Source organism: Gracilimonas sp. (assembly GCF_017641085.1).
GTDB lineage: Bacteria > Bacteroidota > Rhodothermia > Balneolales > Balneolaceae > Gracilimonas.
Genome location: NZ_JAEPPI010000001.1, coordinates 1,336,450 through 1,349,692, shown reverse-complemented (window position 1 = coordinate 1,349,692; position 13,243 = coordinate 1,336,450). Strand labels below are relative to the sequence as shown.

Sequence of the window (13,243 nt, the reverse complement as noted above, 5' to 3'; positions counted from 1 at the left end):
ATTCATTGTCATCAACTCTGTACGTAGATCTTTCAAGGATCGCTCACAATTTAGGTGTGATTTCTGATCAGGTAGGCAAAAACATCAAAAAAATGGCTGTGGTTAAAGACGATGCCTATGGGCATGGAGCCGTTCAGGTAGCTCGTCACCTGGAAGGCAGCGTCGATTATTTTTGTGTAGCAAAGCTGGCGGAAGCCATCGAGCTTAGAGAATCAGGTATTAAGAAACCCATACTTGTCTTCGAAATTCCTCCTTTAGGAAGTGAACATCTATATAAGGAGCACGATATTACGACAAGTATTTCAGACCTGTCGGTTTTTGATCGGCTTGAAGACGGAACACAATGTCATCTTCATTTTGATACCGGCATGTTTCGGCTTGGGATGTTGCCCGAACAGGCTGAAAGTGCCCGGGAGAAAATGAAAGAATTTGATAAACTGAACTACACCGGCATTTACACGCATTTTGCCAACTCAGATGATCCGGGGCATGAACGGGTGCTTCGCCAGCTGGAAGTCTTTAAATCTATACGCCCGGTTTTCCCCGATCACTTAATGACCCACGCCTGTAACAGCGGAGGCCTGTTCTTCTACGGTGAAGAAGGCACATACTTTGATGCCGTCAGGTTTGGGGTTTCACTATTTGGATATGCGCCCGGTGAGACGGAAATAAGAGAGTTGAAACCGGCTGTGAAGTGGGTTTCGCATTTGGTTCAGGTAAAAAAACTTAATAAAGGGGATGCTGTTGGATATGGAAGCCGATGGACAGCTCCGGAAGAAGGATGGCTGGGCACCATTCCTGTAGGATATGCTGACGGGGTGTTCAGAACATTGAGCGGGAAGATACACGTGGAAATAGCCGGTCAATTATATCAACAGGTGGGTACCATTAGTATGGACTATATGACTGTGTACCTCGGTAAAGACCGTTTTGAGCAGGGCGAGCCTGTAGTGATTCTAAGAAACGGAAAGCTCTCTGCAAAAGAATGGGCACGTATTGCCGGCACCATTCCCTATGAAATAACCACGACTATTCACCCCAAGGTTAAAAGGGAATATAATTCTTAGAGGGCGATACTATCCAACTCGATGTCTATCCAAAGTGTATCATTTGTGTAGGTGTAGGAATTTCCTAAGTAACCAAATACCGGTGGGGTGAGTACCAGTACTCTCTTTTCACCTTCAACCATTCCTATAACACCTTCTCTGAACTGGCTTTCGCTGATAACACTTCGAGTACTTGTAGGAGTTACAGGACCGGTATGTGGAAACGTTACTCCATTGGCATAGGAACTACCAATAATCCGATCCAAATCATCTTTGTAGCGCTTGGTATAGTAAAAAGAAATCTGGTCGCGGGGAATCACTTCAAGATCTCCGGAGCCTTCCTCAATCACGTAAATGATAAGGCCCGACTCGGTTGTATCTACACTAACCGGGTTTTCAATGGAAAAAGGTTCGGGTACATCAGAATAGTCAATGCGTCGGGGATCGTTATTAGTATCGCAGGAAACGATGAGCAAAGAAACAAAAAGGGTGACTAAAATGGAGCTTTTCAAGCGGGTGATATTCATTGAGATGATATTATTCTCTAAGTTTGGTTAGATAGTTGTTTAACTATTGTGCCTTCAATTTATTTCGATCAAAGATAAAGCTTCGCTGGCTTAAAACCATATGAGATGGCAGATTAATCAACGGGAGGAGTCGGATTCTGAAACTCCTGTTATAGCTTCTTCCAATTCCTTCTTTCTTTTTCGCATGGCATACCGGCTAATCCAGATCGAGAGTTCATAAAGAACGGTTAGCGGCAGGGCGATAAGAATCTGGGAAATCGGATCGGGTGGAGTTAGCATCGCAGATATCACCAATGCAAATACAATGGAATGTCTGCGGTATTTTCTAAGTAAATCCGGCGTCAGTAATCCGATTTTTGAAAGTGAGTAACTTACCACCGGTATCTGGAATATGATACCACAGGCAACCACCCACATTGAAACGGAGCTGAAGTACTCGTTGATATCAAAGTCGTTGCGAATAATATCCGAGATCTGAAACTGGGCAAAAAACTGCAGGGCAAAGGGAACAAGGATCAGGTATCCGAAGGCCACACCCAGCAGAAAGAAAAACGTAATAAAGAAGGTGCTGAAAAAAGTCTTTCTTTTTTCTCTTGATTCCAGTGCCGGCTCCACAAAAGCCCATATCTGGTAAATGAAAATGGGAGAGCCAATCACAAAACCCATCACGAAAAGAGTTCCCCAAAAGGTGAAGAACTGCCCGGGTAAACGCCGACTCTGAAGCTCAAAGTTGACTGCATCCACACGAAGTATATCATACATGAAGAAGTCGGCACGGGTGGGCCCCAGCATTACTTTTTCCACAAAGAAATCTGAGAACACAAAAGCGATGGTGACCCCAACCAAAACCCCTATCAGACCTTTGATGATGCGCCAGCGGAGCTCTTCCAGATGATCGAGAAAAGACATGGTGCCGGTGCGGTCGGCCGGTTTCTGGGCCTTGGGCGGCTCACCTTGCATGATTTGGCGTTCTTCCAATTCGATTCCTGCCTTATGCGGTTACAAAATCATAGAGAGGGAAACGATCGCAAAGGTCGCGTACTTCCTGTTCTACTTTCTTATGTGTGTCAGCATCTTCCGGTTTTTGAAGTACACGGTCAATCAACACAGCGATTTGCTCAAACTCAGCTTCCTTCAGGCCGCGGGTTGTCATTGCCGGAGAGCCAATCCGAATTCCGGAGGTCACGAATGGACTTTCCGTATCGAAAGGAACCATGTTTTTGTTTACCGTAATGGCTGCATTTCCAAGCGCATCTTCTGCAATTTTACCATTCAAGCCTTTGTTTCGGAGGTCGATCAGAATCAGGTGATTGTCGGTCCCGTCACTGACCAGGTTATAGCCCATTTCCATGAACTTAGCCGCCATAGCTTTGGCATTCTTCTGAGTCTGGGTTTGATATTTTTTGAAATCATCCTGTAAAGCTTCACCAAAAGAAACCGCTTTGGCTGCAATCACGTGCATTAGCGGACCGCCCTGAGTCCCCGGAAATACAGCCGAGTCAAAAACTTCACCCCAGTTCTTTGTCCGCCCGGATTTGGCCGCAGTCACCCCGATGGTATTTTCGCCATCTTTGCCAACCAAAATCATTCCACCTCTTGGGCCGCGTAAAGTCTTGTGTGTAGTTGTGGTTACTACGTGCGCGTGGGGCAGAGGGTCATTGAGATTTCCCGTTGCAATCAATCCTGCGGTATGCGCCATATCCATCCAAAGTAAAGCACCTACTTCATCCGCAATGCTTCGGAAAGCTTCATAGTCATAATCTCTGGGGTAGGCCGAAGCTCCAATGGAGATCATGGTGGGTTTCACTTCAAGGGCCCGGTCACGGATGATGTTCATATCCAGACGGCCGGTTTCTTTACTCACTCCATAAAACTCGGCATTATAATTGATGCCGGAGAAGTTTACGGGAGAACCGTGGGTAAGGTGACCACCATGGGAAAGGTCAAAGCCTAACAGGGTTTCGCCGGGCTTCATGCAGGCAAGATAAACCGCTGCGTTGGCCGTTGCCCCGGAATGCGGTTGTACATTCACCCAATCGGCTCCAAATAATTTCTTAGCTCGGTCGCGGGCAATATCCTCCACATCATCAACAACCTCACATCCGCCATAATATCGTTTACCGGGATAGCCTTCCGCATATTTATTGGTAAGCACGCTGCCCATCGCTGATATGGTAGCTTTGGAAGCGAAGTTCTCGGAGGCGATTAACTCAAGGTTATAATTCTGTCGGTCAGTTTCTTTTTCGAGAAGGTCAAAAATTTGGGCATCTTGCTCTTGAAGGGATTTCATCGGCGGCGGTTACTTTTGGGTTAATGATTCGATTTTATTTACGCGTCGCTCGTGGCGGCCACCTTCAAAATCAGTGGCAAACCAGGCTTCAATAATTTCTTTGATCTCAGATTCATTCAGTTCCCGCCCGGGCAAGCACATGACGTTGGCGTTGTTATGCAGTCTTGTCATTTCGGCGGCTTTAGGTGAATAGACCAATCCGGCACGAATTTTAGGATACTTGTTGGCCGTCATGCACACGCCTTGTCCGCTCCCGCAAACCAGGATTCCCTGCTCATGTTCGCCGTTATTAACCACTTCGGATACTTTAACGGCAAAGTCGGGGTAATCGACAGAATCTTCGGAATGGGTTCCGTAGTCAACGGGAGTATGTCCCATTTCTTCCAGTATTTTTTTAACCATTTCCTTGGCAGGAAAACCGGCATGATCGCTTGCTATGGGGATGACCATCACATCTTTGATTTAGGTAAGAAATTGGCTCCAAATATCCACAAAATTTGGTTGATATTAAAGGCGATGAGCAAGGAAATCCCGCTTTTTAATCTCTATCTTTAATCTTTATTCCTCAAACCAAAACCAAAGGGTATAAATTGAATTATTCAAAAGAGCTGGAAGTAGCCAAACAGGCAGCTAAAGAAGCGGCAACAACCATCAGGGAGTTTGTCGGCAAGACTTCATTAGACGTAAAGCTGAAAGGTAAAAACGACTTGGTTACCGATGCCGATGTGAAATCTGAAAAGAAAATCATAGAGGTGATCGAAGATGCTTTTCCCAATGATCAGATTCTGGCCGAGGAGTCGAAGGCGAAGGCATCCATCCCGGAGGGGCGTATCTGGATAATTGATCCCATCGACGGAACCACAAATTTTGCGCATTCTTTTCCGGTTTATTGCGTTTCGATAGCTTTATGGGAAAATAGGGAGCCTAAAGTGGGTTTGGTGTACGAAGTGGCTAACGATGAATTATTTACGGCAACCGAAGGCGGTGGGGCTTACCTGAATGAGGAACGAATATGGATTTCACAAAACGAGGATCCTTCTTCATCATTGATAGGAACCGGTTTTCCATACAATAACCTGAACCTGGTGGATAATTATCTGAAGCTTTTTAAGCGCATGATGGAGAAAACTCACGGTGTTCGGCGACCAGGATCGGCTGCCTGGGATCTATGCAATGTAGCCTGTGGCCGTTTTGAAGGTTTTTATGAATATGGGCTAAGTCCCTGGGATGTTGCCGCCGGTGTGCTCATCATTAAGGAAGCAGGAGGAGTTATTACCGACTGGAAGGGAGAAGGTGACTGGCTGTTCGGTCAAAGAATTATAGCCGGCAATGCATCTGTACATCGTTTTTTGTTGAATGAGATCAGGGCATGTTTTGAGGAAGAGGAATTAAAAGGATAATATTTTTTCAAGGCTATTTTATCCATCAAAAAATGGCGTAAATTAGTTTATAACTAACTGCTTATCATATGGATATATCAATCAGAAGTTCCAGGTTAGAAGACCTTGACCTTTTGCTGAAGCTTGAACAAAAAGCTTTCCCTTATTTTCAACAAAGCCCAAAACGAACGCTCGACTTAAGCCTTAAAAGCACTTTTCAACAAGTTTGGATTGCCGAATCTTTTGATGCCGAAGGCCCCAAACCGGTAGGAAGCCTGATTCTGTATGTGTATAAAAAGACCATTCGAATATTCTCCATTGTTGTAGATCCGGATTATCAGGGTAAGGGTATAGGGAATTGTTTACTTGATCACGTTCGGAAGTTAGCTGCTGAAAAAGGGGTGGTGAGAATTTCTCTTGAGGCATATGCGGAGGACCGTAAACTCATCAATTGGTATAAAAAAGCAGGTTTTGAATCCACGGAATTGCTTAGCGATTATTATGAAGACGGTAAAGATGCACTGAGGATGGTTTGGGAACTTCCTCACCCGGAGGTTAAAACACGCATTTCGAATGTAATTGTGGTGGACAATCCCAAGAATTGGAAGCTGGAACTCGCCAATGTAGAAGTGGTTTCATCCAAAGAGTACACCTCCAATAATGAACGGTTTGCGGACCGGCCGTTGAGGGTTTTTAACCTGTGCAATTCTTACAAGTATCAGAGTTTTGGCTACTATGTTTCGCTGTTGGCATCGGCTCGGGCACACCGGGCGATTCCTAATGCTACAACCATACGCGACTTTCGGGATGTGGAGGTGATCCGCTCTATAGCCGATGATATTGATGAGACTATTCAGAAATCGCTGGATAAACTTGATGGGAGCAAATTTAATCTGAATGTGTACTTCGGTCAAACGGTAGATAAAAACTATAAACTACTGGGGCAGAGTCTATACCAAATGTTCGAGTCCCCCTTGTTTCAGGTTCATTTCATAAAAACGAACCGTTGGGATATTAAGCGAATTGTACCACTTAGCATGAACAAAGTACCGGATGATGAGCAGCATTACATACCGGATTTTGCCAGGCAATATTTCGAAACCAAACGGTTTCAGCGCACCAAGCTGCAAAACTATAAGTATTACCTGGCTATACTTGTGAACCCCGGGGAAGAAAATCCACCCTCCAATAAAAAAGCTCTGAAGAAGATAGAAGAGGCTGCTGATGAACTCGACATTTATACCGAATTTATTACAAAAAATGATTACAACCGGCTTTCCGAGTTTGATGCTCTGTTTATCAGGGAAACCACAAACGTAAATGATTACACCTACCAGTTTGCCAGAAAGGCGTATGCAGAAGGGCTGGCTGTAATTGACGACCCGTGGTCAATCCTTCGGTGCTCCAACAAAATTTATCTTCACGAACGATTGAAGGTGAACAACATCCCTACACCCGAAACCATCGTTTTCTATAAGGGCATGTTGAAAGACAAAGATTTAGCCGGCCTTAAATACCCAATGATCCTCAAGCAACCGGACAGTGCCTTTTCCTTAGGCGTTACTAAAGTAAATGATGCACAGGAGATGGAAGAGTCGTTGCGGCGGTTATTCAAGTCATCTGATCTGGTGATTGGCCAGGAATTTCTGCCTTCTGACTTTGACTGGAGAGTAGGAGTGCTGGATAATCAACCCTTGTTCGTATGCAAGTATTTTATGGCAAAGGGGCACTGGCAGATTTATAACTGGAAAGGGGCAAAGAAAGATCAATCCGGCGAATCTTCAACGCTCTCTATGCAAGAAGTGCCAAAAAAAGTTCTCAAAGCAGCAACAAAAGCTGCCTCATTAATGGGAGACGGACTTTATGGCGTTGATCTGAAAATGCTGGGCGACAAAGTGTATGTGATCGAAGTGAATGACAATCCAAACATTGATGCCGGTATAGAGGACAAAATTTTGGGTGCGGAGCTGTATAAAAAGATTGTTAAATCTCTGGTAACCCGGATCGAGATGTCGCGGAATATCGAACGGTTTGTGAGTATTGAACCGGACTAAGTATTTGACTTACCGTTTTGGAGCAGTATCAAAAAAGGAGTTAAAGTTCTTTAGCGGTGCGGGGGATAGGTAATATTTAAAAGCCTCACCAAAAGTAAAACCTGCCAGGTGTCCAAGGTACCGGGCTCGACCTTCAAGCTGTTTGAAATAATTTTCGCTGGAGATATAGGTGGAAGGCTCATCGCCGGGATCGCTTACATTAAACTGAGTAGTATAAGCCAGCATAGCCTGTCTCTTCGTTTCCCAATGCTCTGAAATATCATAAATAAAATCAGGTTCCATAGGCCGATCCTGCATATAGTGCAGAATATGGGAAGGCCTCCAGGTGGATTGTTCATTCCCATTATCATCGGGGGTAGCAAGCTTCTTTAAGCCGGCGTAGAAAAGGGCATCCAGTACGAGGTGTGTTCCTTTGGGGTGATCGGGATGCCTGTCAAAAGGAGCACCTACCAAACAAATGTGTGGCTGGGTTGCCCGGACCTGTTCGATGATTTTCAGCTGGTTCTCCCGGGTGTTGGGTAATAATGAATCACCCAAATCCAGATTTTTACGATATGAAATAGATAAAATTTCGCTGGCTTTCTTAACTTCCTCAGCACGGGTTTGTTCAGTTCCACGGGTGCCCATTTCACCTTTGGTGAGATCAATAATACCGACTTTCTTTCCGGCAGAGGTCAGGGAAGCAATGGTTCCGCCACAGCCTAATTCGGCATCATCGGGATGGGATGCAAAAACAAGAACGTCTAATTTCATAGAAAACAGTTTTTAGAGAAAGTAAGGAATATTTAGGGTTTCAATGAGGGTAAAAAAACGATCTTTTATTTCAAAAACGATGTAACGAATTAAATTCAATTGCGTAACAGAGACGTCTTTTCACCCCAAATAATTTCATGAGAATAGTAAACAGTTTTACAGAAGGATTCAGGATAGCTCTTCGGGCACTTAAAGTAAATAAAATCCGCTCCACACTCACTGCTCTTTGTATCATTATTGGTATTACGATGGTAACCATTGTGGATGCAGTTACCACCGGCATGGACATCTCCTTTGAGAAAAGCATGGCTATGATGGGGCAAAATGTTGTGTATGTGCAGAAGTGGCCATGGGGCATGGGCGGAGAGTACAAATGGTGGGAATACCGGAACAGAAAGGAAATGAAGCTCGAGTATGTGGATCAGATTCGCGAGTACAGCCGGTATGCTAATACAGTCACGGCTTCCGCTAACAGAAATACATCCATCCGCTACCAGGAAAAAAGTGCGGAAGGTGTTGGATTAAGTGGAACCACAGCGAATTACCTGGAAATACAGGGGCTGAATATTGACCAAGGGCGAATGTTTGTTGAGCAGGAAGTGCGATCGGGTTCGAATGTCGCGGTTATCGGACATACCTTAATGGAATCATTGTTCGAGTTTGAAACCCCGTTGGGAAAACAAATTCGTGTGGGCGGTCAGAAATTCACAGTGGTAGGAGTTTTAGAAAAACAGGGCAAATTTCTGGGGCTCGAAGACACCGATAATCGCATTATCATTCCTATATCCGCTTATGGGCAGATTTATGGCTTGAGGTATGGACTCCAAATAGGTGTGCAATTTCCTAACCAGGAAGCTTTCAAAGAAGGAGAGTATGAGCTGGAAGGAATTATGCGAAGAATACGTCAGCTTGATGCCACAGAAGACAATGACTTTGCCCTGAATAAACCCGAGGCCTTTAAACAACAGCTGGAAGGAATGAAAGCCGGAATCTATACGGTGGGGTTTATACTCAGTGGACTTTCGTTGTTGATTGGGGGCATTGGCGTTATGAACATCATGTTTGTATCCGTAAGAGAACGAACTAAGGAAATTGGAATTAGAAAAGCGGTAGGGGCCAAAGCCTGGGAAATACTCACACAGTTTCTTCTGGAGGCCATCGCGATTTGTTTGTTGGGGGGAATTATCGGAGTGGCCCTTGCGGGTGGTTTAACTGTGCTCATCAATCAGGCTTTTGTAGCGGTAATGAACGTGAGTGTGGTAATATTAGCCTTCAGCATTTGTACCCTGGTTGGGGTGATATTCGGATTCATCCCTGCTTACCGCGCTGCTAAATCGGATCCTATTGAATCATTGAGGTTTGAGTAATAATGCATATCAAAGAGACAACCATACAAGCGTTTGATTCCCTTAAAGCAAATAAGCTAAGGTCTTTCCTGACCCTTCTTGCTTTGGTGATTGGGGTGTTCGCGGTTATCGTTTCAACAACAGCCGTGGCAGTGTTGGATAACTATTTTAAAAACACCATGAGCCTGATGGGCAGTGATGTCATCAATGTATCCAAAACCCCGGCAGTACAGATGGGTTCCTTGAGTGATGATATTCGAAATCGGAAGGATATTGATTTCAGGACAGCTGAAAGATTGGAAGACCTGATGCAAATTGGAAGGGGAATGAGTCCCGATGAGTACTTCAATACTACAAAAATCAAATTCGGTGACGAAGAAACCGAGCCGAATGTAGGGGTTCGGGGCAGTAATGAAAATTACCTCGCCAACAATTCTTACACCCTTGAAGATGGCCGGAATTTTACCGGTGACGACATCCAGTATGGGCGCAATGTGGTAATAGTAGGAAAAGATGTGCAGGACGCCCTTTTTAAAAACGAATACCCACTTGGTAAAGAAATCCGCTTTGATGGTAAGCCCTATACTGTAATTGGTCTGTTGGAATCAAAAGGACAAATATTCGGGCAGTCGTTCGATAACTTTGTACTCATTCCATATACCGCAGCCTTGAATGCTTATGGTGGAAACCGGAATATCAGCATTCAGGTACGCGCACCAGAAATTGATTTTATAACGGAAACGGTGGAAGAGATCACCGGGATACTTCGGGTTATCAGAAAGGTAAATCCCGGTGAGAACAACGATTTTGAAATATCCACTAACGATTCCCTCTCCGGAACATTTGATGCTTTCACCGGAGCATTATATATGGGTGGTTTTGCAATCGGACTTATCACGCTGCTTGGAGCCGGTATCGGAGTAATGAATATTATGCTCGTATCCGTTTCGGAACGTACCCGGGAAATTGGCGTTCGCAAAGCCGTCGGTGCAACCAGAAAAGCCATTGTCAGTCAGTTCTTGATGGAGACTATTTTCATATGCCAGCTCGGTGGAATTATTGGAATGGCCTTAGGCATTGGGGTTGGGAACCTGATGGCCGTATGGATCGAGACAGAAGCGGTTATCCCGATTTGGTCAGTGGCCGGTGGCTTTTTCGGAATGTTAATCGTAGGGCTGATATTCGGAGTGTATCCTGCTTTTAAAGCAGCGAAACTTGATCCTATAGAAAGTTTACGCTACGAATAATTTTTTGTAGTGGAATGATTTATGCATCCAATGCAATTTCTTATATTGAAATAAAACTCAGGGCATTATGAACGAAGAAATCATCCAAAATTTAAACGAACGGCTCGACAGTGCTATTGGCCGTGGCCGAGAAATTCTCGAAGATGAAGAATTGCAGGTTCGCCTGGATGAACTCCGAGAACGATCGGAAAATACCATCCGGAAAAATCCACTCGCTTCTGTTGCTATAGGGCTTGCAGTAGGCTTTATTGCTGCAAAAATATTCACCTCAGACGATTAAGCTCTCATGGAAGATGTAGGAAGCAGGATTAAACAGATTACCCGCGAGCTCAAGCATTATGTGGAGACCCGTATTGAGCTGAGTGTATTGAACATCGGAGATAAAGTCAGTTACCTGATCGGGCAGTCTATACAGCAGTTATTCGGATATGCTATTTTGGGCTTAGGACTGGTTTTTGGCTTAACGGCACTCTCTATTTTTTTAGGTGACCTGCTTGATAAAGAATGGGCCGGTTATGCCATTGTTGCTTCTCCTTTTATTGTGCTTGGGTTGATCTTTGTGGTGGCAAAGCCAAAATCAATAGCCCGAAAAATACAGCAACAGATACTGGCTGAGTTCCTGGATACACTTCCAAATCAGCAGCAAGATCAAGAACAGCTTGCACTCAAAGAAAACGAAAAGAAACAAACTGAGAATAATGGCTAAAGAAAAGTTATCAGACCTTGAGAAAAAGAAAAAAGAGCTTGAGCAAGAATTAGCCAACATCCAAAATGGACTGGATAAATCTATAGATGAGGTAAAAGAGGGAGTGTCAACCGGTTTAGCACCCAAAAACCTGATTAAAAAATACCCGCTTCCCATTGTGGGTGCTTCGGTAGTGGTTGGATTTTTACTCGGTTCAAACCGAAAGAATTCTTCCTCATCGTCATCTAAAACTTATGGTAGCCGGAGTCAATCTGATTCTGCTATTTCAAAAGAGATAAAGCGAATGCTTGCTAAAAAAGGTCTCAGCTTGGTGCTTGATTACATCGACAATAAAGTTGCCGCCCTGAAAGAAAAAGGGCATGATTCTGAGGATTGATTTTACAACAATTTAGCTCTTCTCTGTAAAAGGATATAAAATTCGAAAATAGGGCAACTAAACTGTAACTATTTTCGTCCAATCTCGTGTACGAACCCGTTAATACAAATACGAAATAATATCATGAAACGACTACTTTCATCTACGCTGCTTGCCCTTCTTTTATTTACCTCACCGATTTTAGCACAGGAAGCACGCACCATTACACTTCAGGAAGCGATTCAAATTGCCTTGGATAATAATTACCAACTTAAGCAGGCCAAGAATAACCTTGAACTCGCTAATGATAATATTACCAGTGAGTATGCTGATTTTGCGCCAACCGTTTCTTCAAGCCTGAGTGGTGGCAGATCAACAGGTCAACAGTTCATCGCCGACCGATTGAGTGAGCCCGGTTTAAATCCATTTGTTGATGTTACCTCTCAATCAATAAGCGGTAGAATTGGGGCAGATATAACAATTTTTGATGGCTTCAATAATATACTTTCGCTTCGTGCAAGCCAGCAGTCAAAGGTTTCATCAGAGGAAAGCCTGCAAAGAGCTAAAGAACAAGTAATTTTTAATACAGCTACAAGATATCTTCAGGTGTTGCTGGATCTTCAGCTTCTGGAAATTGCGGAAGAGAATCTTGAAAACTCTATGCAGCAGCTTGAACAAGTTCGTGCACAAGTAGAGGTAGGTTCACGCCCAACAGTGTATCTATATAACCAGGAAGCACAGGTAGCAAGTGATGAATTGGCCCTAACGCAACAGGAAAACAGCCTGAAATTCAGCAAACTCTTTTTGGTGCGCCAGCTTCAGATAGATCCGCTTGGCGACTACGAATTTGTTGTACCGGAAACAGAAATGGAAGTATCGCAAAGTGTGGGACAGGATTATAGCCTCAGTGAGCTTATTGACCAGGCTATCCTGAACCGATCAGATTTGAAAAGTGAGATTGCAGATATTAAAACCCTTGAGTATCAGCTTCAAATAGCTCAGGGAAGTCTATATCCTTCTGTATCCGCAAGTGCATCAATGTCTTCTCGATACAGCGACCAGTATTCTTTGCCGGGGCAGGGAAGTGTTAGTTTCAGTGACCAGTTTTTTGATCAGCAAATTAACCGTTCATTAGGCTTGTCAGTTAATATTCCGATTTTTCAGAATTGGAACCGTATGTACAATATTCAATCTTCAAAAGTACAGCTAAAGAATGCCAAGCTTTCGTTCGACAATTCAAAACTTCAGGTAATTCAGGAAGTAACGCAGGCTTATAATGATTACACATCGTATGTAAAACAGCTGGAAGCTTCTGAAAAATCAAGAAGAGCAAGCGAGAGAGCGTTTGAAACCCAACAGGAGCGGTACAATGTAGGATCAAGCACGCTAATCGAATTGAGTCAGGCCCAGGCCAACTATGTTGAGGCACAGTCAAATTATACACAAGCGATGTACAACCTGATTTTCCAGGAAAAACTGCTGGATTATTACCTCGGTAAACTCAGTGGCGACAGCGTAGAATTTTAAACAAAATAGATTT

Annotated in this window: 14 protein-coding genes; 9 read left to right on the top strand and 5 right to left on the bottom strand. The window is 44.0% G+C overall.

What is annotated here, in order from left to right:
• Nucleotides 1-5: 5 nt before the first annotated feature.
• Complete coding sequence (alr, locus tag JJ941_RS05870) at nt 6-1,067, top strand: alanine racemase (protein ID WP_290962778.1); 1,062 nt, start codon at nt 6-8, stop codon at nt 1,065-1,067.
• Here alr and JJ941_RS05865 read toward each other — a convergent pair.
• The 4 genes from JJ941_RS05865 to rpiB form a co-directional block, all read right to left on the bottom strand.
• Complete coding sequence (locus JJ941_RS05865) at nt 1,064-1,573, bottom strand: hypothetical protein (protein ID WP_290962776.1); 510 nt, start codon at nt 1,571-1,573, stop codon at nt 1,064-1,066. The genes alr and JJ941_RS05865 overlap by 4 nt on opposite strands.
• A 117-nt stretch (nt 1,574-1,690) precedes the next feature.
• Nucleotides 1,691-2,551, bottom strand: coding sequence for a twin-arginine translocase subunit TatC (gene tatC / locus JJ941_RS05860; protein WP_290962774.1), 861 nt, complete (start codon nt 2,549-2,551; stop codon nt 1,691-1,693).
• A 13-nt stretch (nt 2,552-2,564) separates the two neighbouring features.
• Nucleotides 2,565-3,863, bottom strand: coding sequence for a serine hydroxymethyltransferase (glyA, locus tag JJ941_RS05855; protein ID WP_290962773.1), 1,299 nt, complete (start codon nt 3,861-3,863; stop codon nt 2,565-2,567).
• 9 nt (nt 3,864-3,872) lie between these two features.
• A complete protein-coding gene (gene rpiB, locus JJ941_RS05850) occupies nt 3,873-4,313 on the bottom strand; it encodes a ribose 5-phosphate isomerase B (protein ID WP_290963142.1) in 441 nt (146 codons plus the stop codon).
• A gap of 140 nt (nt 4,314-4,453) precedes the next feature.
• Here rpiB and JJ941_RS05845 point away from each other — a divergent pair, with 140 nt between their 5' ends.
• Nucleotides 4,454-5,263, top strand: coding sequence for an inositol monophosphatase family protein (locus JJ941_RS05845; RefSeq protein WP_290962771.1), 810 nt, complete (start codon nt 4,454-4,456; stop codon nt 5,261-5,263).
• Nucleotides 5,264-5,331: 68 nt separating this feature from the next.
• Complete coding sequence (locus JJ941_RS05840; protein ID WP_290962769.1) at nt 5,332-7,296, top strand: GNAT family N-acetyltransferase; 1,965 nt, start codon at nt 5,332-5,334, stop codon at nt 7,294-7,296.
• 9 nt (nt 7,297-7,305) lie between these two features.
• Here JJ941_RS05840 and bshB1 read toward each other — a convergent pair whose 3' ends face one another.
• Nucleotides 7,306-8,049, bottom strand: coding sequence for a bacillithiol biosynthesis deacetylase BshB1 (bshB1, locus tag JJ941_RS05835; RefSeq protein WP_290962767.1), 744 nt, complete (start codon nt 8,047-8,049; stop codon nt 7,306-7,308).
• A gap of 137 nt (nt 8,050-8,186) precedes the next feature.
• Between bshB1 and JJ941_RS05830 the strand changes: the two genes are divergently transcribed.
• The 6 genes from JJ941_RS05830 to JJ941_RS05805 all read left to right on the top strand — a co-directional run bounded on the left by JJ941_RS05830 (nt 8,187) and on the right by JJ941_RS05805 (nt 13,230).
• On the top strand, nt 8,187-9,416 hold the full coding sequence (locus JJ941_RS05830) for an ABC transporter permease (RefSeq protein ID WP_290962765.1): 1,230 nt from the start codon (nt 8,187-8,189) through the stop codon (nt 9,414-9,416).
• 2 nt (nt 9,417-9,418) lie between these two features.
• Entirely contained in the window at nt 9,419-10,642 is a 1,224-nt protein-coding gene (locus tag JJ941_RS05825) for an ABC transporter permease (protein WP_290962763.1), read from the top strand.
• Between the two features lie 67 nt (nt 10,643-10,709).
• Nucleotides 10,710-10,922, top strand: a complete 213-nt coding sequence (locus JJ941_RS05820; protein ID WP_255135812.1) for a hypothetical protein — start codon at nt 10,710-10,712, stop codon at nt 10,920-10,922.
• 6 nt (nt 10,923-10,928) lie between these two features.
• Nucleotides 10,929-11,348: a phage holin family protein gene (locus tag JJ941_RS05815; RefSeq protein ID WP_290962760.1), complete on the top strand. Its 420-nt coding sequence runs from the start codon at nt 10,929-10,931 to the stop codon at nt 11,346-11,348.
• Nucleotides 11,341-11,724 carry a hypothetical protein gene (locus tag JJ941_RS05810; RefSeq protein WP_290962759.1) on the top strand — a complete coding sequence of 128 codons (384 nt, stop codon included), beginning with the start codon at nt 11,341-11,343 and terminating at the stop codon, nt 11,722-11,724. Before JJ941_RS05815 ends, JJ941_RS05810 begins: the two co-directional genes overlap by 8 nt.
• Before the next feature lie 123 nt (nt 11,725-11,847).
• The gene (locus JJ941_RS05805) at nt 11,848-13,230 is read left to right on the top strand and encodes a TolC family protein (protein ID WP_290962758.1); all 1,383 of its coding nucleotides are present in this window, start codon (nt 11,848-11,850) and stop codon (nt 13,228-13,230) included.
• The last annotated feature ends 13 nt before the right edge of the window (nt 13,231-13,243 follow it).

Bases quoted from the DNA above. Each gene is read 5' to 3' on its own strand.
- JJ941_RS05820 (WP_255135812.1), top strand. From the start codon at position 10,710: ATGAACGAAGAAATCATCCAAAATTTAAACGAACGGCTCGACAGTGCT.
- JJ941_RS05810 (WP_290962759.1), top strand. From the start codon at position 11,341: ATGGCTAAAGAAAAGTTATCAGACCTTGAGAAAAAGAAAAAAGAGCTT.
- JJ941_RS05865 (WP_290962776.1), bottom strand. From the start codon at position 1,573: ATGAATATCACCCGCTTGAAAAGCTCCATTTTAGTCACCCTTTTTGTT.
- rpiB (WP_290963142.1), bottom strand. From the start codon at position 4,313: ATGGTCATCCCCATAGCAAGCGATCATGCCGGTTTTCCTGCCAAGGAA.
- glyA (WP_290962773.1), bottom strand. From the start codon at position 3,863: ATGAAATCCCTTCAAGAGCAAGATGCCCAAATTTTTGACCTTCTCGAA.
- bshB1 (WP_290962767.1), bottom strand. From the start codon at position 8,049: ATGAAATTAGACGTTCTTGTTTTTGCATCCCATCCCGATGATGCCGAA.
- JJ941_RS05825 (WP_290962763.1), top strand. From the start codon at position 9,419: ATGCATATCAAAGAGACAACCATACAAGCGTTTGATTCCCTTAAAGCA.
- JJ941_RS05805 (WP_290962758.1), top strand. From the start codon at position 11,848: ATGAAACGACTACTTTCATCTACGCTGCTTGCCCTTCTTTTATTTACC.
- JJ941_RS05840 (WP_290962769.1), top strand. From the start codon at position 5,332: ATGGATATATCAATCAGAAGTTCCAGGTTAGAAGACCTTGACCTTTTG.
- JJ941_RS05815 (WP_290962760.1), top strand. From the start codon at position 10,929: ATGGAAGATGTAGGAAGCAGGATTAAACAGATTACCCGCGAGCTCAAG.
- JJ941_RS05830 (WP_290962765.1), top strand. From the start codon at position 8,187: ATGAGAATAGTAAACAGTTTTACAGAAGGATTCAGGATAGCTCTTCGG.